This window comes from Micromonospora sp. NPDC005806, assembly GCF_042871425.1.
In the GTDB taxonomy this organism is placed as follows: domain Bacteria; phylum Actinomycetota; class Actinomycetes; order Mycobacteriales; family Micromonosporaceae; genus Micromonospora.
Map to the genome: position 1 here is coordinate 1 of NZ_JBIAIL010000050.1, position 22,121 is coordinate 22,121.

Annotated in this window: 26 protein-coding genes; 20 read left to right on the top strand and 6 right to left on the bottom strand. The window is 73.9% G+C overall.

All coding sequences use genetic code 11. From position 1 onward, the window contains the following. Window positions 1-96 precede the first annotated feature (96 nt). A complete protein-coding gene (locus ACFYOS_RS32065) occupies window positions 97-459 on the bottom strand; it encodes a DsrE family protein (RefSeq protein WP_387149678.1) in 363 nt (120 codons plus the stop codon). A 23-nt stretch (window positions 460-482) separates the two neighbouring features. Here ACFYOS_RS32065 and mtfM point away from each other — a divergent pair, with 23 nt between their 5' ends. After that, complete coding sequence (mtfM, locus tag ACFYOS_RS32070) at window positions 483-587, top strand: small membrane protein MtfM (RefSeq protein WP_274534545.1); 105 nt, start codon at window positions 483-485, stop codon at window positions 585-587. Then, window positions 581-1,171, top strand: a complete 591-nt coding sequence (locus ACFYOS_RS32075; protein ID WP_387149681.1) for an FABP family protein — start codon at window positions 581-583, stop codon at window positions 1,169-1,171. The genes mtfM and ACFYOS_RS32075 overlap by 7 nt, the downstream gene beginning before the upstream one ends. 41 nt (window positions 1,172-1,212) lie before the next feature. Here ACFYOS_RS32075 and ACFYOS_RS32080 read toward each other — a convergent pair whose 3' ends face one another. Further along, window positions 1,213-2,061, bottom strand: a complete 849-nt coding sequence (locus tag ACFYOS_RS32080; protein ID WP_387149683.1) for an aminotransferase class IV — start codon at window positions 2,059-2,061, stop codon at window positions 1,213-1,215. 69 nt (window positions 2,062-2,130) lie between these two features. Between ACFYOS_RS32080 and ACFYOS_RS32085 the strand changes: the two genes are divergently transcribed. The 4 genes from ACFYOS_RS32085 to ACFYOS_RS32100 all read left to right on the top strand — a co-directional run bounded on the left by ACFYOS_RS32085 (window position 2,131) and on the right by ACFYOS_RS32100 (window position 5,668). Beyond that, complete coding sequence (locus ACFYOS_RS32085; RefSeq protein WP_387149685.1) at window positions 2,131-2,559, top strand: Fur family transcriptional regulator; 429 nt, start codon at window positions 2,131-2,133, stop codon at window positions 2,557-2,559. After that, window positions 2,556-3,668 carry a YgfZ/GcvT domain-containing protein gene (locus ACFYOS_RS32090; RefSeq protein WP_387149688.1) on the top strand — a complete coding sequence of 371 codons (1,113 nt, stop codon included), beginning with the start codon at window positions 2,556-2,558 and terminating at the stop codon, window positions 3,666-3,668. The genes ACFYOS_RS32085 and ACFYOS_RS32090 overlap by 4 nt, the downstream gene beginning before the upstream one ends. 118 nt (window positions 3,669-3,786) lie before the next feature. Further along, complete coding sequence (locus ACFYOS_RS32095; RefSeq protein WP_387149691.1) at window positions 3,787-4,614, top strand: 3-keto-5-aminohexanoate cleavage protein; 828 nt, start codon at window positions 3,787-3,789, stop codon at window positions 4,612-4,614. Between the two features lie 94 nt (window positions 4,615-4,708). Beyond that, on the top strand, window positions 4,709-5,668 hold the full coding sequence (locus ACFYOS_RS32100) for an asparaginase (RefSeq protein WP_387149693.1): 960 nt from the start codon (window positions 4,709-4,711) through the stop codon (window positions 5,666-5,668). 292 nt (window positions 5,669-5,960) lie between these two features. Here the strand turns inward: ACFYOS_RS32100 and ACFYOS_RS32105 are convergent, their stop codons facing one another. Further along, window positions 5,961-6,758 carry an alpha/beta fold hydrolase gene (locus ACFYOS_RS32105; RefSeq protein WP_387149695.1) on the bottom strand — a complete coding sequence of 266 codons (798 nt, stop codon included), beginning with the start codon at window positions 6,756-6,758 and terminating at the stop codon, window positions 5,961-5,963. Between the two features lie 111 nt (window positions 6,759-6,869). On the opposite strand from ACFYOS_RS32105, the gene ACFYOS_RS32110 reads away from it, so the two are divergent. The 7 genes from ACFYOS_RS32110 (at window position 6,870) to ACFYOS_RS32140 (ending at window position 12,086) form a co-directional block, all read left to right on the top strand. Then, window positions 6,870-7,478, top strand: coding sequence for a helix-turn-helix domain-containing protein (locus ACFYOS_RS32110; RefSeq protein WP_387149698.1), 609 nt, complete (start codon window positions 6,870-6,872; stop codon window positions 7,476-7,478). After that, window positions 7,475-8,152 carry a hypothetical protein gene (locus ACFYOS_RS32115; RefSeq protein ID WP_387149701.1) on the top strand — a complete coding sequence of 226 codons (678 nt, stop codon included), beginning with the start codon at window positions 7,475-7,477 and terminating at the stop codon, window positions 8,150-8,152. The genes ACFYOS_RS32110 and ACFYOS_RS32115 overlap by 4 nt, the downstream gene beginning before the upstream one ends. Before the next feature lie 72 nt (window positions 8,153-8,224). Further along, window positions 8,225-8,554: a DUF2516 family protein gene (locus ACFYOS_RS32120; protein ID WP_387149703.1), complete on the top strand. Its 330-nt coding sequence runs from the start codon at window positions 8,225-8,227 to the stop codon at window positions 8,552-8,554. Beyond that, window positions 8,551-9,438 (top strand): alpha/beta fold hydrolase, encoded by an 888-nt coding sequence (locus ACFYOS_RS32125; RefSeq protein WP_387149706.1) that lies wholly within the window; start codon window positions 8,551-8,553, stop codon window positions 9,436-9,438. The genes ACFYOS_RS32120 and ACFYOS_RS32125 overlap by 4 nt, the downstream gene beginning before the upstream one ends. Window positions 9,439-9,449: 11 nt before the next feature. Then, a complete protein-coding gene (locus tag ACFYOS_RS32130) occupies window positions 9,450-10,187 on the top strand; it encodes an alanyl-tRNA editing protein (protein ID WP_387149709.1) in 738 nt (245 codons plus the stop codon). Window positions 10,188-10,424: 237 nt separating this feature from the next. Next, window positions 10,425-10,904, top strand: a complete 480-nt coding sequence (locus tag ACFYOS_RS32135; protein WP_387149712.1) for a hypothetical protein — start codon at window positions 10,425-10,427, stop codon at window positions 10,902-10,904. Window positions 10,905-11,087: 183 nt separating this feature from the next. After that, window positions 11,088-12,086: a hypothetical protein gene (locus tag ACFYOS_RS32140; RefSeq protein WP_387149714.1), complete on the top strand. Its 999-nt coding sequence runs from the start codon at window positions 11,088-11,090 to the stop codon at window positions 12,084-12,086. Between the two features lie 256 nt (window positions 12,087-12,342). Here the strand turns inward: ACFYOS_RS32140 and ACFYOS_RS32145 are convergent, their stop codons facing one another. After that, a complete protein-coding gene (locus tag ACFYOS_RS32145; RefSeq protein WP_387149774.1) occupies window positions 12,343-13,014 on the bottom strand; it encodes a DNA polymerase beta superfamily protein in 672 nt (223 codons plus the stop codon). A gap of 76 nt (window positions 13,015-13,090) precedes the next feature. Here ACFYOS_RS32145 and ACFYOS_RS32150 point away from each other — a divergent pair, with 76 nt between their 5' ends. Continuing rightward, window positions 13,091-14,005, top strand: a complete 915-nt coding sequence (locus ACFYOS_RS32150; protein ID WP_387149717.1) for an SDR family oxidoreductase — start codon at window positions 13,091-13,093, stop codon at window positions 14,003-14,005. Here ACFYOS_RS32150 and ACFYOS_RS32155 read toward each other — a convergent pair. Then, on the bottom strand, window positions 13,996-14,988 hold the full coding sequence (locus ACFYOS_RS32155) for a helix-turn-helix transcriptional regulator (protein WP_387149720.1): 993 nt from the start codon (window positions 14,986-14,988) through the stop codon (window positions 13,996-13,998). The genes ACFYOS_RS32150 and ACFYOS_RS32155 overlap by 10 nt on opposite strands. A 103-nt stretch (window positions 14,989-15,091) precedes the next feature. On the opposite strand from ACFYOS_RS32155, the gene ACFYOS_RS32160 reads away from it, so the two are divergent. From ACFYOS_RS32160 to ACFYOS_RS32185, 6 genes are all read left to right on the top strand, one after another. Beyond that, window positions 15,092-15,835, top strand: a complete 744-nt coding sequence (locus tag ACFYOS_RS32160) for an ABC transporter ATP-binding protein (protein WP_387149723.1) — start codon at window positions 15,092-15,094, stop codon at window positions 15,833-15,835. Next, window positions 15,832-18,366 carry an ABC transporter permease gene (locus ACFYOS_RS32165; RefSeq protein ID WP_387149725.1) on the top strand — a complete coding sequence of 845 codons (2,535 nt, stop codon included), beginning with the start codon at window positions 15,832-15,834 and terminating at the stop codon, window positions 18,364-18,366. Before ACFYOS_RS32160 ends, ACFYOS_RS32165 begins: the two co-directional genes overlap by 4 nt. A gap of 68 nt (window positions 18,367-18,434) precedes the next feature. Continuing rightward, window positions 18,435-19,655 carry a sensor histidine kinase gene (locus tag ACFYOS_RS32170; RefSeq protein WP_387149776.1) on the top strand — a complete coding sequence of 407 codons (1,221 nt, stop codon included), beginning with the start codon at window positions 18,435-18,437 and terminating at the stop codon, window positions 19,653-19,655. Further along, the gene (locus ACFYOS_RS32175; RefSeq protein ID WP_387149728.1) at window positions 19,643-20,287 is read left to right on the top strand and encodes a response regulator; all 645 of its coding nucleotides are present in this window, start codon (window positions 19,643-19,645) and stop codon (window positions 20,285-20,287) included. The genes ACFYOS_RS32170 and ACFYOS_RS32175 overlap by 13 nt, the downstream gene beginning before the upstream one ends. Before the next feature lie 24 nt (window positions 20,288-20,311). After that, entirely contained in the window at window positions 20,312-21,103 is a 792-nt protein-coding gene (locus ACFYOS_RS32180) for an EI24 domain-containing protein (RefSeq protein WP_387149731.1), read from the top strand. A 1-nt stretch (window position 21,104) separates the two neighbouring features. Beyond that, window positions 21,105-21,623, top strand: coding sequence for an O-acetyl-ADP-ribose deacetylase (locus ACFYOS_RS32185; protein ID WP_387149733.1), 519 nt, complete (start codon window positions 21,105-21,107; stop codon window positions 21,621-21,623). Here ACFYOS_RS32185 and ACFYOS_RS32190 read toward each other — a convergent pair. Then, window positions 21,616-22,020, bottom strand: coding sequence for a RidA family protein (locus ACFYOS_RS32190; protein WP_387149780.1), 405 nt, complete (start codon window positions 22,018-22,020; stop codon window positions 21,616-21,618). The genes ACFYOS_RS32185 and ACFYOS_RS32190 overlap by 8 nt on opposite strands. Between the last annotated feature and the right edge of the window lie 101 nt (window positions 22,021-22,121).

The following is a 22,121-nucleotide window of genomic DNA, read 5'->3' on the forward strand; positions in this document are numbered from 1 at the left end:
GTCAGAAGGGTGTTGATGTCTGTCGTCACAAACGGATCATCAACACCCTTCCCCCGTCTCCGCAGCCCCGAATGACTTCGGACTTACTCGTCTAGGTCAGTAGACCAGGGCCTGGGCACCCTCGGCCATCGCCTCCTCGACGAAGACCGCGGCGCCGGCGATGCGTACGCCGGGGATGACGTCGTCCTGGCCGATGTCCCGGCGGGCGGCGCACTGGGTGCAGGCGGTCACCGTGCCGGTGGCCAGGATCACGTGCAGCAGCTCACCGAGCGGCGCGGAGTGCGGCAGCTCGAACTCCTGCGCCCGGCCGGGCAGCGCGAACCAGGTCGACTCCCCGGTCAGCCAGAGCGACACCTCGACCCCTGCGGCGGCGGCGGTGGCGGCGACGGTGAAGGCCTGTGCGCAGCGCTCGGGGGCATCCGCGCCGGCGGTGGCCTTGACGACGAGAGTGCGGGCCATGACGCCAGCATAGGATGACCGGGATGGTTACCGAGATCGGGTTCGTCAGCCTGCTGGTCGCCGGCCTGGGCGCGCTCGCCGGTGGCCTGGTCTATCTGGCCGTGAAGATCTCGAGAGGAAAATGGTGAGCGAGAACCCGCTGCAGCCGCCGTGGCTGAACGCGCCGCCGGTCGACCCGTACCCGTACGAGGAGAGCCACGACCTGCGCGTCGGCCCGAAGCTGCACCGGAGCCTGGACGGCCTGCTGCCGTACATCGGGGTGTGGCGCGGGCGGGGCCGGGGCGGGTTCCCCACCATCGAGGACTTCGACTTCGCGCAGGAGATCCGGATCAGCCACGACGGCCGGCCGTTCCTGTGCTACGAGTCCCGCGCCTGGATCCTCGACGAGCAGAGCCGCCCGGTCCGCCCGGCCGGTCGGGAGGTGGGCTGGTGGCGTCCGGTGCTGGACGGTGACCGGGTCACCGACGAGTTGGAGGCGCTGATGACCACGCCCACCGGCGTGATGGAGCTGCACATCGGCAAGCGCAAGGGCACCCAGATCGAGTTCGCCACCGACGCCGTGGTCCGGACGGCCACCGCGAAGGAGGTCACCGCCGGCGCCCGCCTCTTCGGCATCGTCGAGGGCGCCCTGCTCTACGCCCAGGAGATGGCCGCGATGGGCCACGCCCTCAGTCCCCACCTCTCCGCCCGCCTGACCCGCGTAGCCGGCTGACCCCCGCCGGCCCGTGCCCTCGGCCCGGGCCGACCACCCCGTCAACTCGTGGGGAAGCCGAGGAGTGCCTGGAGGGCGGGGGTCAGGTCGGTCCGCGGTGGGGGGACGCCGTCGAGCGTGCGGATCTCGGCCAGGCCGCGGAGGGACGAGGTGAGCCAGACTCCGTGGGCCGCGTGCAGCTCGGTGGGGCTGACCAGGCGCTCCTCCGCCGCCAGGCCGAGCTGGGGGGCGTGGTCGAGGAGCCAGCGGACGGTCACCCCGGGCAGCACTCCGGTCTCCGCCGCCGGCACCGTGCACAGCGTCGCCCCGCTCAGCCACACCACGTTGGCGCTCGGCGCCTCCAGCACGTACCCGTCGGTGGAGACCCAGAGCACGTCGTCCACGCCGCTGCGGGCCGCCCAGCGGCGGGCGGCGGTGCTCACCGCATACGAGGTGGACTTGACGCCGGTCGCGAGCCAGCCCAGCTCCGGGCGGGACCGGGCGGCCACCCCGAGCGGCAGGGTGGCCACGGTCACCCCGGCCCGCCGGGCCCGCTTCGCCGCCGCCGGCACCTCGCCCAGCGTGGCGTAGACGGTCGGTGGGCCGCCGCCTTCCGGGCCCCGGGTGCAGACCAGCCGCAGCGCCCCCTCCACCTCGGGCGGCCACCCGGCGCGGACCGCGTCGAGCAGCTCGACCAGTGTGCCGGTGGGCGGCAGGTCCAGCTCGACGGCCGCCGCGCCGGCCCGCAGCCGGGCCAGGTGCGCGTCGCGCAGCCAGGGCTCACCGCCGCGCAGGTGCAGGGTTTCGAAGAGGCCGTCGCCGTGCAGCACGCCCCGGTCGTCGCCGCGCAGCACCGCCTCCCCGGCCGAGACGACGCCCCGGCCCAGCACGGCCACCCGCGATGCCACCACGAGCGCCGAGCGTAGTGGCCTACCACCGCGGCGGCTGGTCCGGCCCGGCGGCCGAACTATGATCGGACGGTGTGCGAATCCTCCCTCGCGGAACTGCTCCGCTCCCGTGGGCTGCGGCTGACGGCCCAGCGGCAGCTGGTGCTCCAGGCCGTCATGGAGCTGGGGCACGCCACGCCGGAGCAGGTGCACTCGGCGGTGCGAGAGGTGGCCGCCGGGGTCAACATCACCACCATCTACCGCACGCTGGAGCTGCTGGAGCGGCTCGGCCTGGTGACCCACACCCACCTCTCGCACGGCTCGCCGACCTACCACGCGGCCGGTGAGCATCAGCACGTCCACCTGGTCTGCCGGGAGTGCGGCGCGATCGACGAGATCGATCCCGAGCTGCTCCGCCCGCTGGCCGACCAGCTGGCCGTGCACCGGGGATTCCAGGTCGACATCGGGCACGTGGCGCTCTTCGGCGTCTGCGGCCAGTGCGAGGACGGGGGACAGAAATGATCGACATCGCGGGAGCGGTGGCCGCCGAGGCGATCGACGAGGAGACCCGGGACCAGCCCGAGCCGGCCCACCGGGCGGCCGGGGTCGGCCCGGTCGCCGCCCACTACGGCGACCCGATGCGCGAGCAGCGCACCCTGGCCACCGGCGTCGGCCTGGTGGACCGCTCGCACCGGGGTGTGGTGGCCGTGCCGGGCGAGGAGCGGATCAGCTGGCTGCACACGCTGACCAGCCAGCACCTCGCCGGATTGAGCCCCTGGCAGGGCACCGAACTGCTGGTGCTGTCCCCGCACGGGCACGTCGAGCAGCACGCCATGGTCACCGAGGACGGCGAGACCACCTGGCTGGACACCGAGCCCGGAATGACCACCGGGCTGCTGTCGTACCTGGAGAAGATGCGGTTCTTCAGCAAGGTCGAGCCGCGCGACGTCACCGCCGACCACGCCCTGCTCTCGCTGGTCGGGCCGGAGGCCACCGGCGCGCTCGACACGCTCGGGGTCACCGGGCTGGCCGCGCCCGACCTGGTCGCGGTGCCGGGCCCGAAGTTCCGCTCCGGCGAGCTGCCACCACGACCCGGCCTGGTGTACGACGTGAAGCCGCTGCCGGTGGGCGGGTGGGCCCGCCGGGTGGCGCTCGGCGTGGACCTGCTGCTGCCCCGGGAGGCGATGACCCAGGTGGTGGACGAGCTGCGCGGCGCGGGCGTGCCGGTGGCCGGGCTGTGGGCGTACGAGGCGATCCGGGTGGCCGCCCGGCGACCCCGGGTCGGGGTGGACACCGACCACCGGACGATCCCGGCCGAGGTGGACCTGATCGCGCCCGCCGTCCACCTGGACAAGGGCTGCTACCGGGGACAGGAGACGGTGGCGCGGGTGCACAACATGGGCAAGCCGCCGCGTCGGCTCGTCCTGTTGCACCTGGACGGGGTGACCACCGACCAGCCGCCCGTCGCCGGTACGCCGGTCACCCTCGACGGCCGGGCGGTCGGCTTCGTCGGCACCGCGGTGCACCACCACGAGCTGGGCCAGATCGCCCTGGCCGTGGTCAAGCGCAACGTCGCCGACGACGCCCGGCTGATGGTCGGCGAGACGGCTGCCGCCATCGATCCGGCGTAAGGGATACCGTCTCGACGGCCAGGAGATGGAAAATCTTCTGTTTCCAGAGGCGGGGACGCGGAATTCTGCTGCACTCCGCCTGTCGACCGGAGGGGAGCCGGCGGTCTAGGATCCCGGCATGACGACAGGGACGTTGATCACGGTTGCCCCCACCGGCGCGGAGTCGGCCAAGGCGGAGGTGCCGGCACTGCCGGTGACCCTCGATGAGCTGCTGCTGACCGCCAAGGAGTGCGAGGCGCTCGGCGCCGCCGTGATCCACGTCCACATCCGCGACGACGAGGCGAAGCCCACCCTCGACCAGGGCCGGCTGCGGGAGACCGTGGTGGCCCTGCGGGAGAGCACCGACCTGATCGTGCAGCTCTCCTCGGGCGGCGCGGTGACCGACCCGGAGGCGGACCGGCTCGCCGTGCTGGACGCCGGCCCGGACATGGCCTCCTGCACCATGGGCACGGTCAACTTCGGCGACGACGTCTTCATGAACCGCTGGGAGTTCATCGTCGACCTGCACACCCGGATGCAGGACAAGGGCGTCGTCCCCGAGTACGAGATTTTCGAACTCGGCCACCTCACCGCCCTCCAGCGGCTGCTCGGCAAGTACGGGCTGCCGCACGGCGGGCACGTGCACGTCGACTTCGTGATGGGCGTGCCGGGCGGCATGCCGGGCACCACCGCGACCCTGGTCGCCGCCCAGCAGATGCTGCGCGACCTGCCGGAGGGCACCACCTTCTCGGCCACCGGGATCGGCCGCAGCACCATCCCGGTGATGCTGGCCTCCCTCTCGGCCGGCGGTCACCTCCGGGTCGGCATGGAGGACACGGTCACCTACGGCAAGGCCCGGCCGGTCGAGTCCAACATGCAGCTGGTCGCCCGCGCGGTCGGGTTCGCCCAGCTCGCCCAGCGCCCGCCGTTGACCACCACCGAGGCCCGGCAGCTCCTCGGGCGGTAAGTCGCGACCCGCCCGGCACCCCTGTACGCCCGCAGCCGACGCCGCTGGTCACCCCGGTGCCGGGCCCGCCGAGCCCGTCGGTACCGTCCACCTTGTGGGAAAGACGTACGAGGGCGGCGTGCCGCTCGCCGAAGTGGTCCGGTCCGGGTTCGTGGAGGGCGTCCACCGTGGTTCCGTGGTGGTGCTCGACGCTGCCGGCGCGCCGGCGGCCGGGACGGGGGACATCACCTCGCCGATCTTCCCCCGCTCGTCCAACAAGCCGATGCAGGCGATCGGGATGCTCCGGGCCGGGCTGCCGCTGACCGACCCGGCCGACGTGGCGCTGGTCTCGGCCAGCCACGCCGGCGAGGAGTTCCACGTGGAACGGGTCGGTGCCCTGCTGCGCCGTGGCGGACTGGGCGAGGAGGCCCTGCACTGCCCGCCGGACCTGCCGGTCGGTGACGCGGCCCGGGAGGCGGTGCTGCGGGCCGGGGGCGGGGCGCGGCGGATCCAGATGAACTGCTCCGGCAAGCACACCGGGATGCTGCTCACCTGTCTCGCGGCCGGCTGGCCGCTGAACGGGTACTGGCAGCCCGAGCACCCGCTCCAGCAGCGGCTGGCCGCCGCGATCGAGGAGCTCACCGGGGAGCCCGCGGCGGCGGTCGGGGTGGACGGCTGCGGCGCGCCCGTGCTGGCCGTCTCGCTCACCGGGCTGGCCCGGGCGTACCTGCGGCTGGTCACCGCCGAGCCCGGCACCGTCGAGCGGACCGTGGCCGACGCGATGCGGACGTACCCGGAGCTGGTGGGCGGCACCCAGGCGGACGACACCCGGCTGATGCGCGGCGTACCGGGGCTGCTGGCGAAGGTCGGCGCGGAGGGCGTCATCGCGGCGGCGGTCCCGGGGGTCGGCGCGGTCGCCCTCAAGATCGACGACGGCGCCGGGCGGGCCCGGATGCCGGTGCTGGTCGCGGCGCTGCGCCGGCTCGGCGTCGACGCCCCGGTGCTGGCCGAGTACGCCGAGCTGCCGCTGCTCGGCGGCGGGCTGCCGGTGGGCGCGATCCGCCCGGTCTGGTGACCCGGGCGCCGGTTGCGCTTCGGTGGTGGCGGCACCCGCGTCCCGGCACATGAGTCGAGAGCGATATGCCTCTGAGACATGTTCATGTCTCAGAGGCATATCGCTCTTAGGTCTTGTGCCGCCCGGCGTTGTCCGAGCGGACGGCTCGCCGGCAGGACGCGGTCGCGCCCCCGGTCTCCGTCGCCCGGGTCGGCCGCGACCGATTTGGCCTGCCGGGCCTGGCCACGGTTTCGACGGGGCAGGCCGGCAGGTCGGATGAGTCAGCCGGGCGGACCATGTCGGCCGACTCCGCTCAGGGGAGAAAGTCGAGCAGGGCGGCGTTGACCGGCTCGGGCTTCTCCAACGGGAGCAGGTGGGCGGTGTCCGGGACGTCCGGCAGGCGGACGCCGTGCGGCGCCTCGGCGGCGATCCGGTCGGCCAGCCGGCGGATGTCCGCGAGGTCGTCCGCGCCGGCCCCGACCAGCACCGGCATCCGCAACTCGCTCAGTCGGTCGATCGCCGGCGGGTCGAGCTCGCCCACCTCGACGGCGCTGAGCGCCTGCTCGGCGGCGAGCGCCCGGCGGTCCATCTCCTCGGCGAACCGGATCAGCTCCGGATCGACGTCCTCCGGCTTGCGGGTCGGGCCGACCACCCAGAATCGGACCTCGCCGGCTGCGGTGGCGGCGAAGTCCGCCGGGTCCACGTCGCCGACCAGCTCCTCCCAGAGCTGCTCGGTCTCCTCGGACCACTCGTTGCCGGAGACCGGGGCGCCGAAGAGGGCCAGCGCGGAGATCCGCTCCGGGTACGCCAGCGCGGTGTCGACCGCCACCCTGCCGCCGAACGAGCAGCCGACCAGGGCGGCCCGCTCGACGCCCAGCGCGTCCAGCAGGCCGATCACGTCGTCGTGGTGCGCGAACGGGGCGGGTGGCAGCTCCGAGTCGCCGTAGCCGCGCAGGTCGGGGACGATCACCCGGTGCCGGGTGGCGAGCGCGGTCAGCTGACCGCGCCACATCCGCCGGTCCGCGATGCCGGCGTGCACCAGCACCACCGGGCTGCCATTACCGGCCTCGTCGTACGCGAGTTGCGCGCCGTTGACTTCGATCGTTGCCACGGGGGCACCGTACGGACCGGACACCCGGTACGCAACCGACTAGCTGAGACCCTGCTAACTCTGGCAAGCATTTTGCTTGCAGCAGCTAGCGCCCCGAGATAGCGTGGAGCCATGGCCACCGGTAAGGACCTACCCGACGTCGGCGGGTTCATTCGCGACCTGCGCCGGAACGCGAAGATCTCGCTGCGCCAGCTCGCCGAGCAGGCGGGTGTCAGCAACCCGTATCTCAGTCAGATCGAGCGCGGCCTGCGCAAGCCGAGCGCCGAGGTGCTCCAACAGCTCGCCAGCGCCCTGCGCGTCTCCACCCCGGCGATGTACCTGCGGGCCGGGCTGCTCGACGACCGGGAGGGGCAGGGTGTGCTCGCCGCGATCGCCGTCGACCCCGAGCTGACCATGGCCCAGAAGCAGTCGCTCACCCAGATCTACGAGACGTTCCGCCGGGAGAACGCCCGGCTCGCCGAGGCCACCGCGGCGGCTCAGGCCGCCACCGAGCCGGTCCCGCCGGCCGCCGAGCCGAAGAGCGCGCCGCAGGCCCCGGCTACCGTCACGCCGGCCGCGACCGGCCCCACGACACCGGACGGCACCCCGACCGAGGCGGTTCTCGAGTCGGTCGCCGTCACCGAGGCGGGCACCACCCCCGCCCCGACCACCGCCCCCGAGAAGAGGACCGCCCGCAGGGTGGTCCGTAAGGCCGCCGGTGCGGCCGAAGAGGAGAAGTGATGACCCAGCCGAAGACCAACCGCATTCCGGCCCCGATCTACGCCGCCGCCGGCGCCGGCGAGCTGGCCCTTCAGCAGCTCCGCAAGCTCCCCGCCGTGGTCAGCGACCTCGGCACCAGGGTCGTCGCCGAGTTCGGCGGCAAGGCCGTCGTCACCGGCGTCGAGCTGCGTCAGAAGGCGACCGAGACGCTGAAGACCGCCAACCTGACCGCGACCGAGCTGCGGGAGAAGGCCGGCTCGACCGACCTCGACCTGGACAAGCTTCGCGAGGCCGCGGCCCGCAACGCCGCCGCCGTGCTGGCCGGCGCCCACGCGGCCCAGGAGCGCGCCCTGGCGGGCGCCCAGGTCGCCCAGGCCCGGGCCCTCGCCACGTACGCCGAGCTGGTCGCCCGCGGGGAGCGGGTCGTCGGCACCGGCGTGCTGGAGGCCGCCGACACGGTGAACGCCGACATCGAGGCGACCGAGGCGGTGACCGCGCCGGCCACCACCGAGGTCGCGAAGCCGGCCGCGGCGCCGAGCCCGGCCGAGGTGGCCGAGGCCGTCGAGGCCAAGCCGGCCGCCGTGAAGCGGACCCGGGCCACGAAGGCCACCGCCGCCAAGGCCGCCGCGAAGGCCGCCACCCCGTCGGCGAAGCTGCCGAAGACCACCAAGCGGACCCGCCCCTCCGCCGAGTGAGTCGAACCTGGACCGAGACCCCGGACGGCGTCCTGTCGGACGTTTCCGGGGTCTCGGCATAAGCTTGGCCACATGGCCTACGCCGCGCCGCTGTTCTACGTGGAAGTCCGCATCTGGATCGAGCTGATCCTGATCATCTTCGCCCTGGTCATCGAGGGCGTCTCCCTGGTGCACGCGATCACCCAGCGGTCCGACGCGTTCACCGCGATCGGCACGCTGCCCAAGGGGGGCTGGATCGCCATCCTGGCCGTCCTGATGGTGCTCACCCTGTTCGGTGTCGGGGGTTTCGGGGGCGGCGCGCTGGGCATCTTCGGCCTGATCGGCATCGCGGCGGCACTGATCTACCTGCTGGACGTCCGGGTCGGGCTGCGCGACCTGCATGACGGCCGAGGCTCCTGGTGAGAGGCTTCCGCTGGCCACCGCCGCCCGACGGCGGCCCGCGCACCTGGGGCCCGGGCCCCGGCGCCCCGCGCACCGGCCGGCCGGCCCTGCCCGAGCCGGAGACCGAGCTGGTCACCACCCCGCACGGGGTACGGCTGGAGCGGCTGGTCACCGGCGCCGGCGAACCGGTGACGGTGTTCGCGCACGGGCTGGGCAACGGTATCGCCACCACCCGCCCGTTCGGCAGCGCGGTCACCGGCCGCCGGATCTTCTTCCAGTTCCGCGGGCACGGCCGCTCCGACTCGCCGCCCGGTCTGTGGACCTATCTGGACCTCGCTCGGGACCTGCGGGCGATCGCGGACCTCGGCGGAGCCAACCGGGCCTTCGGGGCCAGCCTGGGCGCGGGCGCGCTGTGCCGGCTGCTCGCGGAGAGCCCGGAACGCTTCGACAAGCTGGTCTTCTTCCTCCCTGCCGTGCTCGACACCCCGCGCGGCGAGGTCGCCCGGGCCCGGCTGACCGACCTGCTCGACGCCGTGGCCGACGGCGACGCCTCGGCCCTGGCCGACGTGGTGTCGCTGGAGCTGCCGCCGTCGGTCCGCAACACCCCGGCCGGCTGGGCGTACCTGCGGCAGCGGCTGGACCAGTTGCTCCGGGACGGGCTCGCGCCGGGGCTGGCCAGCCTGCCGGAGCAGGCCCCGTTGCGGGACGCCAAGGCGCTCGCCGGGGTCACCGCGCCGGCGCTGGTGATCGGCTGCGCCGGCGACGACCTGCACCCGGCGTCGGTCGCCGAGCAGTTGGCCGCCGCGCTCCCGCACGCCACCCTGCACGTGTACGACCGGCCGGGCGTGCTCTGGACGGAACGCGCCGACCTGCGGGAGCGGATCTCGACGTTCCTCAACGGGTAACGTGCCCAGTCATGGGCGTCACACACCACGGCCGTACGCACCGCCTCGACCTCGCCGACCCCACCCTGCGGGAGTGGGAGTGCACGGTGCTGGCGGCCGATCCCGAGCAGGGCATCGTGCTGGACAGGTCGGCCTTCTACCCGGGCGGTGGCGGGCAGCCGCCGGACCACGGGGTGCTGCTCTGGCAGGGGGTGCAGACCCGGATCGTGGGCACCCGCAAGGGCGACGACCTCCGGCTCATCCCGGCCGAGGGTGACCCGGTGCCGCCGGTCGGCACCGCCGTCACCGGCGCGGTCGAGGACGCCCGGCGCACCATGCTGATGCGGACCCACTCCGGGTTGCACGTGCTGTGCGGGGTGGTCTTCCGCGACTTCGGCGCGCTGGTCACCGGCGGCAACATGGAGCCCGGCGAGGCGCGGATGGACTTCAACCTTCCCGAGGTGCCACCGGACTTCAAGTCCCGGATCGAGGAGCTGGTCAACGCCGAGGTGGCCGCCGACCGGTCGGTCGCCGTCCGGGTGCTGCCCCGGGCGGAGGCGCTGGCCCTGCCGGACATCATCCGTACCCAGTCCAACCTGATCCCGCCCGACGAGCAGGAGGTCCGGATCGTCGACATCGTCGGGCTGGACGTGCAGGCCGACGGCGGCACCCACGTGGCGTCCACCGCCCAGGTCGGCAAGGTCCAGGTGGTCAAGGTGGAGAGCAAGGGCCGGGCCAACCGCCGGGTGCGGGTGCGCCTGGCGGACTAGCCAGCGGAGCCGCCTGGCGGACCACGGTCAGTCCGGTGTGCGTCGCACGGGCCTTCTGCCGGTTGCCGCAGCGTTCCATCGCGCTCCAGCGCCCACCGGCCGTGAGGTGCCCACGAAGACCAGGTAGCAGTCGTGCGCGCCGGGCGGTCGGGTTGGTGGGTCATGCCAGCGAAACCTCACGGAAGTACGACAGTGCGGTGACCTCGGCGGCGCGGGGATTGGCTAGCGTCGGCGGGCGTGGCCGACATGTTGAACTTCGCCGGGCGCCTCGCGGCAGCCTACGTCGTCTATGCCTTTGGTGGGCTGCTGCTGTTCCTCGCTGATCTGGTCGTGTTCTCGGTGCTGGCGCGCCTGCTCGGGGCGCTAGCGTGGCTGGCGGTCACGGGCTGGGGTGTACTTGCCCTCGCCTACGCGGCACTTACCGTCGGTCTCGTCTCGCACCTCACCCTCCGGGTGGCCCCACAACTGCACCCCGCCGACCTGGTCCGCCAGCGGCGGACGGTATGGCTGGGCGGCGCGCCGCTCGCGGCAGGGGCGCTGGTCGGCGCCCTGATCTGGGTAGCAGGCAACGGCCCCGACGCCGGGCTGTTGATTCTTGACGCCAAGCAAGGTGAGGCCGAGGCCATGGCGATCTGGGGCGCGCTGGGCACGATGGCAGGGACGGCGACCGCGCTGGTGTACGCGGTCGCGGTGCTCGTGGTCCGGCCGAGGCGCTGACTCGGCCACCAGTCGGGCCCGCGAGTGCCCGGTACGTTCCGCCAGCCCGTGGAAAGCTCCGCGGTCAGCTACCAATCGACCATGTATCGTGCGCTGCCATGACTGATGTCGTGTACCTGGCGCGCCGTTTCGTCGATGACGTATGGAGGCGGGCGTCGGCGTGTATCGGCAAGGATCGGGCACATGCGGCGTAAACGGCTCAATCGTAGCGTCTTGGCGGTCCTGTTCGGCCTACTCATCGCCGTGCCGGCCACCCTCCTCACGGTGGCGTCGCCGGCATCCGCCGAGAGCGACGGATGCTGTCAGGTGAGCATCGACAACCTGCCCGCGCAGTTCCCCAGCGGAGGCGACCCCACGCCCTTCACCGTGCACGTGGTCAACCAATCCCAGGAGATCCTCCGCTACCTCGACGTGTCGTTCCTGCTACAGGCGGATGGCCTCGTCGGTGACCTGGTGGACTTGCAGCGTCAGCGCATCTCCGGCGGACCGCACGACGTAGGGACGTTCACCCAGCGCGGTGTGCACAGCGGTGCCGTCACCGCAACCGAGCAGATCGACTTCGGGGTGCTCGCGCTGCCGCCCGGCGGCGGACTGAACATCACCTACCAGCTGTCATTCAACAAGAAGTTGCCGAGCATCGCACTGACGCTGTCGATGCAGGTGCAGCCCAGACGGGACGGCAAGGGCGTCAGCTCGGCTGGCCCATACCACACCTCGATCGTGGCGGCGGGACAGCCGATCCGGACTCAGCCGGCTTCGACGCCGACTCCGTCACCGATGGTCAGCGATTCCCCGATATCGACCGACGGCACAGCTCCAATCGACCAGTCACCGCTCGCCGGTGCCGGCTCGTCAGGCGGCGGTGGCTCGCTGGCCTGGCTGGCGTACACGATCGGCGCGCTGCTGTTGCTCGTTGGGATCGGCGTGATCGGCACGCTGGTGTGGCGGCGCGGACCTCTCCATGCCGAGACCGATTGGGACGAACCGCAGCGGTACGGCCAGCCGGCATACCCGCACGCGCCAGCCCAGGTCGCCGGCTACGAGGTGCCGAGGCAGGCTGGTAGCCCCGGCGTGTACGGCACGCCCGGCCGTCACACGGCACCGACCGCGCAGTACCCGATCCCGCAGGACCCCTACGCCGATCTGGATCAAACCTGGGTCGACCCGGCCGCCGGTCGGTGAGTCCGGCCGCTGTGTGCGGCAAGGAACAGCACCTCACCTAAGGGCGACGGCTTTCATGCCGTTCGCCGCCTCGCCGCCTCGCCGGACCAGCGCTCGGGCACGATCGGCGCTCGGGTGGGGACCGGCGACGGCCTAATACCGTCGGCGATGGTCGCGGCAGCGGCGGCCGGGCCGATGCCCACGACCTCAATCAGGCCTGCCGCCACCGCCGCGAAAGGGGCGATCTGCGCCAACGAGTTCGACGTGCAGTGACGGGTCAGCGCGGCAGGTGGGCCGCCCGGACGTCGAGCAGCCAACGCTCCACGGTCTCCTCGTCCGGGCGCTCCGGCAGTGGCGTACGGATCCGGTCGAAGTCCCGCTCGGCAGCCGCCACCAGCGCCTCCGCCTCGTCCAGCGCCCCGCCCGCGACCCGCTCGCCGAAGGCCCGGAACCACTCGGGATCGGCCAGCCGGATCTCCAGCACGCCGGTCTCGTAGAGCACCCGCCCCTGGTGCAGCAGCCGGGCCAGGTGCCGGGCGTGCTTCGCCGACCGCCGCCGGCCACCCAGCGAGGAGTCGCGGGTGGTCAGCTTCCGGAACTGCTGGGTGGCGTACCCGACGTAGGCGTCGCGGACCCGGGGCGCGCTCAGGAAGGCCGAGCGGATCGCGATCAGCCGCTCGCCGTGCTCGGTCCGGGTCTCGTAGCAGTCGTCCGGCAGCCACATCAGCTCCGTGGCGGTCGGGTTGCCGCTCAGCGCTAGGCGGGCGTACTTGCGGGCCTCGTGCAGGGTCACGTCCGGCTCGGTGGTGACCACCGACTCCCGAGGCGGGTGCAGGCCGTGGAACGCCACGGTCGGCGCGGCGAAGACGCCGATCCGGTCCACGTCCGAGCCGGGGCCGGCCAGCCCGTACGCGACCGAGCCGACGATCCCGGAGAGCAGCAGGTGCATGCCGGCCATGATGACGGATCCGGATCACCCGGAAAACCGGACTTCGGCTGTCAGGTATCGGTGGCACGGTGGGCGTATGACGAAACCGCTGACAGGAAAGATCGCGCTCGTCGCCGGGGCGACCCGGGGGGCCGGCCGGCAGATCGCCGTGCAGCTCGGCGCCGCCGGGGCCACCGTCTACGCCACCGGCCGGACCACCCGCGAGCGGCGTTCCGAGATGGACCGGACGGAGACCATCGAGGAGACCGCCGAGCTGGTCACCGCCGCCGGCGGCACCGGCATCGCCGTGGCGGTCGACCACCTCGACCCCGACCAGGTACGCCGCCTGGTCGAGCGGATCGACGCCGAGCAGGGCCGGCTCGATGTGCTGGTCAACGACATCTGGGGTGCCGACCCGCTGATCACCTGGGAGAAGCCGGTCTGGGAGCAACCCCTCGACGCCGGGTTCCGCACCCTGCGGCTGGCCGTGGACACCCACATCATCACCAGCCACTTCGCCCTGCCGCTGCTGATCCGCAACCCGGGCGGCCTGGTCGTCGAGATCGGGGACGGCACCAAGGAGTACAACGACGCCGAGTACCGGCTCTCGGTCTTCTACGACCTGGCGAAGGTTTCCGTGAACCGGCTCGCCTTCACCCAGGCGCACGAGCTGGCGCCGCACGGCTGCACGGCGGTCGCGCTCACCCCCGGCTGGCTGCGCTCGGAGGCGATGCTGGAGCACTTCGGCGTCACCGAGGCCAATTGGCGCGACGGTGCGGCGAAGGACCCGCACTTCGTCATGTCGGAGACGCCCGCCTTCGTCGGGCGCGCGGTGGCCGCCGTGGCCGCCGACCCGGACCGAGCCCGCTGGAACGGCGCCTCCGTCGACGCCGGCAGCCTCGCCCAGGTGTACGCCTTCACCGACCTCGACGGCACCCGCCCGCACTTCCTCCGCTACCACGATGAGGTGATCAAGCCCGGTAAGCCGGCGGATGACACCGGCTACCGCTGACCGACGTCGGGCTGGTCCGCGTAGAGCGCCGCCGACCGGCGGGCCGCCTCGGCGAAGCGGGCCCGCAGCTCGGGCGGGTCGAGCACCTCGACCTCCGGGCCGAGCCCGAGCAGCACGGTGTACGCCACCGGCACGGACTCGACGGGCAGCCGGGTCACCACCCACCCCTGCCCGTCGGGTTCGCCCGCGCCGGCCACCGCCTCCGCGTACGCGAACGGGGCCTCCGCCACGTGCCGGAGCGCGCGCAGGCCGGCGGGGCTGAGCCGGACGGTGACCTCGGCCCGCAGCATGCTGCGCAGGAATGCCTCGGCCTGCTCCCGCCAGTACGCCCCGAGGTCGAAGCCCTCGTCCCGGTCGAAGGTCTTGTCGCCCGCCGCCACGCCGACCACCCGGTCCACCCGGTACGTGCGGTACCCGTCTCCGACCCGGCCGACCAGGTACCAGATGCCGCTCTTCAACACCAGCCCGTACGGCTCGACCGTGCGGGTCACCTCCTGCTCGCCGCGCCGGTAGCGCAGGTCCACCACCCGGTCCCGCCAGGCCGCCCGGGCCAACTCGGCCAGCCACGCCGGCGGCGGCGACTCGCGGAACCAACCCGGCACGTCGAGGTGGAACCGCTGCCCGGTCCGGGCGGGCGCGTCCCGCAGGCTCGGCGGCAGCGCGGCGAGCACCTTCAGCTCGGCCGCGGCCACCGCGTCGGCCAGACCCATGTCGCCGGCCGGGCCGGGGAGCCCGGCCAGGAAGAGCGCCTCCGCTTCGTCCCGGGTCAGCCCGGTCAGCCGGGTCCGGTAGCCGCCGAGCAGGCGGTAGCCGCCGGCCCGGCCCCGGTCCGCGTACACCGGTACCCCGGCGGCGGAGAGCGCCAGCACGTCCCGGTAGACCGTGCGCTCGGAGACCTCCAGCTCCCGGGCCAGCTCGGCGGCGGTCATCGTCTCCCGCGACTGGAGCAGTAGGACCAGGGAGATCAACCGGGACGCGCGCACCCGCCCATCCTGCCCCGCCCCGGCCCCGGTAGGGCTGTCCCCACCCCCGGAGATACGAGGTGACCGTGTGTCGCTCGGGCCGCCCGGTGACGAGGCTGAGGACATGCGAATTCACGGAGCTGGCGGACCGGTCGTCGAACTGGTCGATGTGGTGCGGAGATATGCCGGCGGCAGCGGGGCGCCCGCGCTGGCCGGCGTCACGGTGGCCTTCGCGGCCGGGACGTTCAGCGCGGTCATGGGGCCGTCCGGGTCCGGTAAGTCCACCCTGTTGCAGTGCGCCGCCGGACTGGACCGGCCGGACGGCGGCCGGATCCGGCTCGCCGGGCAGGAGCTCGGGACGCTGCGCGAGCCGAAGCTCACCCAGGCCCGCCGCCGACGGGTGGGCTTCGTGTTCCAGTCCTACAACCTGATGGACTCCCTGTCGGTGTGGCAGAACGTGCTCCTGCCGCAGCGGCTCGCCGGCACTCGACCCGACCGGACCTGGGCCCGTGAGGTGCTGCACCGGGTCGGCCTCGCCGGGCGGGAGAACGACCGGCCCGGGCAGCTCTCCGGCGGGCAGCGGCAGCGGGTCGCGCTCGCCCGGGCGCTCGCCGCCCGACCCGAGGTGATCTTCGCCGACGAGCCGACCGGAGCCCTCGACCTCGGTGCCGGCCGGGAGGTGCTCGCGCTGCTGCGCGAGGCGGTGGATGACCTGCGTACCGCGGTGGTGATGGTGACCCACGACCCGGCGGCGGCCGCGTGGGCGGACCGGGTCGTCTTCCTCGCCGACGGCCGGGTGGTCAGCGAACTGGCCGGCCCGACGGTTGAGACGGTGGCCGCCCGGATGACGGCGGTGACGGCCGCATGATCCGCCTCGCGATCGGAACGCTGCGTCGCCACCGCGGCGCCTACCTGGGCACCTTTCTCGCCGCGCTGCTTGCCGTGGCCCTGCTGGCCGGGGCCGGCCTGCTCCTCTTCTCGGTGCTCACCGCGACCCCGCCGGCCGATCGGTTCGCGGCCGCCAGTGCGGTGGTCTCCGGCGCCCGCGAGGTCACCCTCACCACGGCCACGGAGAAGCACAAGAAGGGCAAGACCAAGACCAAGACCAAGATCAAGACCGAGCGGCTCAGCGGGGCGGGCACGCTTCCCGCAGACCTCGCGCCCCGGCTGGCCGCGCTGCCCGGGGTGGCCCGTGCCGTCCCGGACGCCGCCTTCCCCGTCGAGCTGACCACCGCCGCCGGGTCGGTGCGCGGCGCCGACGCCGCCCCGGTGATCGGCCACGGCTGGTCGTCGGCGGCGCTCACCCCGTACCGGTTGCGCGCCGGACGCGTGCCAACAGCCGGCGAGGTGGTCGTGGATGCCGACCTCGCCGCCCGGGGCGGCCTCACCGTCGGGGACGAGGTTCGGATCACCACCCGCACGGGAGTGCACAGCCTGCGGCTGGCCGGCGTCGCCGCGCCCGCCGGACGGGATGCGCTGCCAGCCCAGGGCGCGCTCTTCCTCCCCGACAGTGAGGTGGCAAGGGTCTCCGGCCTGGCCGGCCCCACCGCGGTCGCGGTACTGGCCCAGCCGGGAGCCGACCGGGCGGCCCTGCTGGCGGCGGTCCGAGCCCACGCCGGGGACGCACCGGTACTGACCGGGGCGGATCGGGTACGCGGCGACCTGCCCGGGGCGCTGCCGGACTACCTCGGACCGATCTCCGTCTTCGGTTTCACCATCGGCATCACCGCCTTCGCCGCGATCTTCGTGCTCACCGGCACGGTGGCGCTCGGGGTCCGGCAGCGGCTGCGCGAGCTGGCGCTGCTGCGCACCATCGGGGCGACCCCGCGCCAGCTACGGCGGCTGCTCGGTGTGGAGAGCCTGGTGCTCGCCACCGTCGCCGCGCTGCCGGGGCTGCCGCTCGGCGTGCTCGTCGCGCACCTGGTGGCGGCCCGGTTCCGGCACCTCGGGGTGGTGCCGGTGCAGTTCACCGTACGGATCAACCCGGTGGTGCTGCTGCTCGCCGGGTTCGCCGGAGCGCTGGTCACCCTGGTCGCCGCCCGGTTCGCCGGCCGCCGCGCGGTACGGGTCGCGCCGGCCCAGGCACTCGTCGAGACCGTCGTCGCGCCACGCGGCGGGGTGGCGGCCCGAGCTGCCGTCGCCCTGGTCGCCGCGGCCGGCGCGGTCGCGGTGCTGACCTTCGTGCCGCTCGGTGGTCCGTTCGGCATGGGCATGACGTTCATCTCCTCGGCGTTGTTGCTCTGCGCCGTCGCCGCGCTCGGCCCGCTGCTGGTCCGGCTGGTCTCCGCCGTGCCGGGACGGCTCAGCACCGGCACCGGGGCGGCCGGCTGGCTTGCCGCCGCCACCACCCGCGCCGAGGTCCGCCGCACCGCGGCGGTGGCCGTGCCCCTGGTGCTGATGTTCGCGATCAACGCGCCGCTGCTGCTCAACGGCGAGTTGACCACCCGGCTGGCAGGCGACCAGCAGACGGCGCGGCTCGCCGGGGCGACCACCCTGGTCACCGGCGCAACCGGCCTGCCGCTCGACACCGCGGCGCAGGTGGCCGCGCTGCCCGGCGTCACCGGGGCGGTGGCGACCGTGCCCACCCGGGTGGTGCTCGCCCGAGGCGGCAAGCCCCAGGACTACGCCGCGCAGGGCCTGCTCCGCACTGGGTCGGACGGTGCCCTCGACCTGGCCGTCGAGGCCGGCGCCCTGGGCGGGGACGGGACGTTCGCGGCGAGCACCGACCTGGCCGACGCGTACGGCTGGCGGCTCGGTGACGAGGTGCCGATCTGGCTCGCCGACGGGGAGCAGGTCGTCCTGCGGCTCTCCGCCCGCTTCACCCGGTATCGCGGGTTCGGCGAGCTCACCCTGCCGGCCGCCCTGGTCGCCGCGCACGACCCGCGTGGTCTGGTCACCACGATCGCCCTCCGGCACTCCGACGGCGCGGTGGCCGAACGGATCGGGCAGCGCTGGCCCGAGCTGCGGGTGGTGCCGACCGCGGCGGCGACCCGTACCGACGACGGGAATCAGCAGGGCGCGTGGGAGCTGCTGGTGGTCGTCTCGCTGGGCTTCACGGCGATCGCCGTGGTGAACACGTTCGCCATCTCGGCCGCCGCCCGTCGGCGAGAATTCGCGGACCTGCGGCTGGCCGGCGCGACGGCCGGGCAGGTGCACCGCCTGGTGGACCGGGAGGCGCTGATCACGGTGGCGGCCGGGCTGGCCCTGGGCGTCGCGGTCACCAGCGCGGTGATCGTCCCGTTCAGCGTTGCTCAGGACGGCGTGTTCCGGCTGGTAGTGGCACCGGCGACGTACCTGGTGCTGCTCGCCGGGGTGGCCGGGCTGGGGCTGGTCGCCGGTGCCCTCCCGGTCCGGCTCGTGCTGCCGCGGCGCGGCCTGCCAGCCCTCGGGGACCGGTGACCGTCTGCTCCCGGGCCGCCGCCGGCACGCCGGCGGCGGCCCGGACCGCTACGATCCGCCGGGTGACGATGGCGACCGCCCGTAGCCTGGCATACCTGGCGGCCGGCATCCTGGCCGGCGCCGCCGGGTTCGTCTGGACGGTGGCCGCGTTGGTCACCGTCGGCCTGCTCTCGGTGACCCAGCTCGGTGGCCCGGCGTTTCTCGGCGCCGCCTGGGTGACCCGGCGGATCGCCACGGTTGAGCGCCACCGGGTCGGCTGGGTTCTCGGGCGGCCGTTGGACGAACCGTACGAGCCCGCCGCCCCGGGCGCCGTACGTGACCGGATCGCCGCCGTGGCCCGGCAGCCCGCCACCTGGCGGGACCTGGCCTGGCTGCTGGTGTCCTTCCCGCTGGGCCTGGTGACCGGAGTGGCCGGGGTGGTGGTCACCGCTGTGCTGTTGGGCGCCGTGGCGGCGCCGGTCTGGCTCTGGGCGGTGCCCAACGACAATGCGCCGTGGCCGTTGCGTCCCCTGCTCACCACTACAGCCGGCCGGTTCGCGCTGTGCGCGCTCGGGCTCCTGCTGGTGCCGGTCGCGGCCGCGCTGCTCCGGCGGCTGGCCCGCGCGGTGGCCGCCGCGGCGCGCGCCCTGCTGGCTCCCGGCGCGCATCTCCGGTTGGTACGGGAGGCCGCCCGGCTCGCCGAGACCCGCTCCCGGGTCGTCGACGCGCAGGCCGCTGAACTGCGCCGGATCGAGCGCGATCTGCACGACGGCGCCCAGGCCCGGATAGTGGCCGCCGGGATGACTCTCGCGCTCGCGGTTCGGAAACTGCGGGCCGACGGCGGCACCGCGCTGTTCGACGTGGACCTGGCCCGGAGGCAGCTCGAGGAGGCGCTGGCCGAACTGCGCCGGCTCGTCCGCGGCATCCATCCGCCCATCCTCACCGACCGGGGCCTGCACGCGGCCCTCGCCGCGCTGGCCGCGGACAGTTCGCTCGCCGTGAGCCTGCGCGGCGACCCGGCCGGACGCTACCCCGCGGCGGTGGAGTCGGCGGCCTACTTCGTCGTCGCCGAAGGGCTGGCAAACGCCGGCAAGCACGCCGAGGCGTCCCGGTGCGGCATCGTGCTGAACCGCACGGCCGGCACTCTCGAGGTGACCCTGACCGACGACGGTCGGGGTGGCGCCGACCTCACCGGCGGCGGGCTCGACGGCCTCCGTCGCCGCGTCGAGGCCCTGGACGGGACGCTGACCCTCACCAGTCCATCGGGCGGCCCGACCGTCCTGCACGCGGAGCTGCCATGCGCATCGTGATCGCCGAAGACCTACTGCTCCTCCGCGACGGGCTGGTGCGGTTGCTCACCGACACCGGCCATGAGGTGGTGGCCGCGGTGGGCAACGCCGACGACCTGATCGACGCCGTCGAGCGGCACCGGCCCGACCTGTCCGTGGTGGACGTCCGACTGCCGCCCGGCTTCCGCGACGAGGGGTTGCGCGCCGCGCTCCGGGTCCGGGCGGACGGGCGGGACAGTCGGGTGCTGATCCTGTCCCAGTACGTCGAGCGGACGTACGCGGCCGAACTCCTCGCCGACCGCCGGGGTGGTGTGGGCTACCTGCTCAAGGACCGGGTCACCGCGCTCGACGACTTCCTGGACGCGGTGGAGCGGGTGGCCGCGGGCGGGACGGCGATGGACCCGGAGGTGGTGCGCCAGCTCTTCATCCGCAACAGCCGCCGCTCCGGGGTGGACGCGCTGACCCCGCGCGAACGCGAGGTGCTGGGGTTGATGGCCCAGGGAATGTCCAACTCGGCGATCTGTGCGGCCCTGGTGCTCGCGCCGGTGAGCGTGGAGAAGCACATCACCAACATCTTCGCCAAGCTCGATCTGCCTCCGGCCGATGACGCGCACCGCCGGGTACGCGCCGTGCTCGCGTATCTGAACGGCTGACGGACCCGACTAGGCTGTCCGGTCGTGGACGTACCCCGCCTGGCCGCGCCCGTGACCGGCGCCGTCACCCGATTCCTCTCCGGCGCCGGCCTGCTGCTGCGCGGCCTCGGGCTCTACGTCCGCAGCCCCGGGCTGATGCTGCTCGGGGTCGTGCCGGCGCTGATCTCCGGGGCGCTCTTCGTCGCCGCGTTCGCCACCCTGCTGTACTTCGTGGACGACCTCGCCGCGCTGGTCACCCCGTTCGCCGACGACTGGGCGGCGGGCTTGCGGAGCCTGGTCCGGGTGGTCGCCGGGCTGGCGATCGTGGGCCTTGCCGGCCTGCTCGGGGTGGTCGCCTTCACCGCGGTCACCCTGGCCATCGGGGACCCGTTCTACGAGAAGATCTCCGAGCGGGTCGAGGACCGGCTCGGCGGCACCCCGGGCGCGGTGGAGGTGCCGTTCTGGGCCTCCCTGCGCCGCAGCATCGTCGACTCGCTGCGGCTGGTGGCCCTCTCCGCGCTGATCGGCGTACCCCTCTTCGCGGCCGGCTTCCTCCCGGTGGTGGGCCAGACGGTCGTACCGGTGATCGGGGCGGCGGTGGGCGGCTGGTTCCTCGCCCTGGAGCTGGTCGGTGCGCCCTTCTACCGGCGCGGCGTGCGCCTGCCGGAGCGTCGGTCGTTGCTCAGGGCGGACCGACCGACCACCCTGGGCTTCGGGGTGGCCGTCTTCGTGTGCTTCCTGATCCCGCTCGGCGCGGTGCTCATCATGCCGGCCGCCGTCGCCGGGGCCACCCTGCTGGCCCGCCGGTCGCTCGGACAGTCCATCCAGGAGGGCTGACATGCACGTCACCCTGGTTCAGGGGGACATCACCACCCAGCGCGTCGACGCGATCGTCAACGCCGCGAACTCCGCGCTGCTCGGCGGCGGGGGAGTGGACGGTGTCATCCACCGCAAGGGCGGGCCCGCGATCCTGGCGGAGTGCCGGGCGCTGCGCGCCTCCCGGTACGGCCGGGGCCTGCCCACCGGCCAGGCGGTCGCCACCACCGCCGGCAACCTGCCGGCCCGTTGGGTCGTCCACACCGTGGGGCCGGTCTTCTCGCCCGGGGAGGACCGGTCGGGGCTGCTCCGCGACTGCTACGCGAACAGCCTGCGGGTCGCCGACGAGCTGGGCGCGGAGACGGTCGCCTTCCCGCTGATCTCGGCCGGCATCTACGGCTGGCCGGTCGACGACGCGGCCCGCCAGGCGTTGACCGTGCTGCGCGCCGCTGCCCCGCAGCACGTCACCGAGGCCCGGCTGGTGCTCTTCGGCGCCGACACGCACGAGGTCGTCGAACGGGTCGCCGCCGGGCTCAGCTGACCTCGGCCCGGACCGCGGCGACCGCCTCGACCTCGACGAGCTGGTCGGGGTAGCCGAGCACCGCCACCCCGAGCAGGGTGCTGGGCGGATCGTGGTCGCCGAACGCGTCCCGGACGACCTGCCAGACGGCCACCAGGTCGGCCCGGTCGCCGCTGGCCACGTAGACGGTGGTCTTGACGACGTCGGTGAGCTCGGCCCCGGCGGCGGCCAGGGCGGTCGCCAGGTTCGCCATCACCTGCCGGGCCTGCGCGGCGGGGTCGCCCGGCGCGACCGTCCGCCCCTCGGCGTCCAGCGGGCAGGCGCCGGCGGTGAAGACCAGCCGGGCCGGCGGGGCGACCTCGGCCGCGTACGCATACTCCGCGACGTCGGAGAGCTGGGGCGCGCGGATCAGGTGCACGGTGCCGGTCACGCGCCGACGCTAGCGCCCGGGGACGGAACGAGCGAGGGGTTATCGGCCCACGGAGCCCAGCGCCGCGACGACACCTTTTGCATCAGACT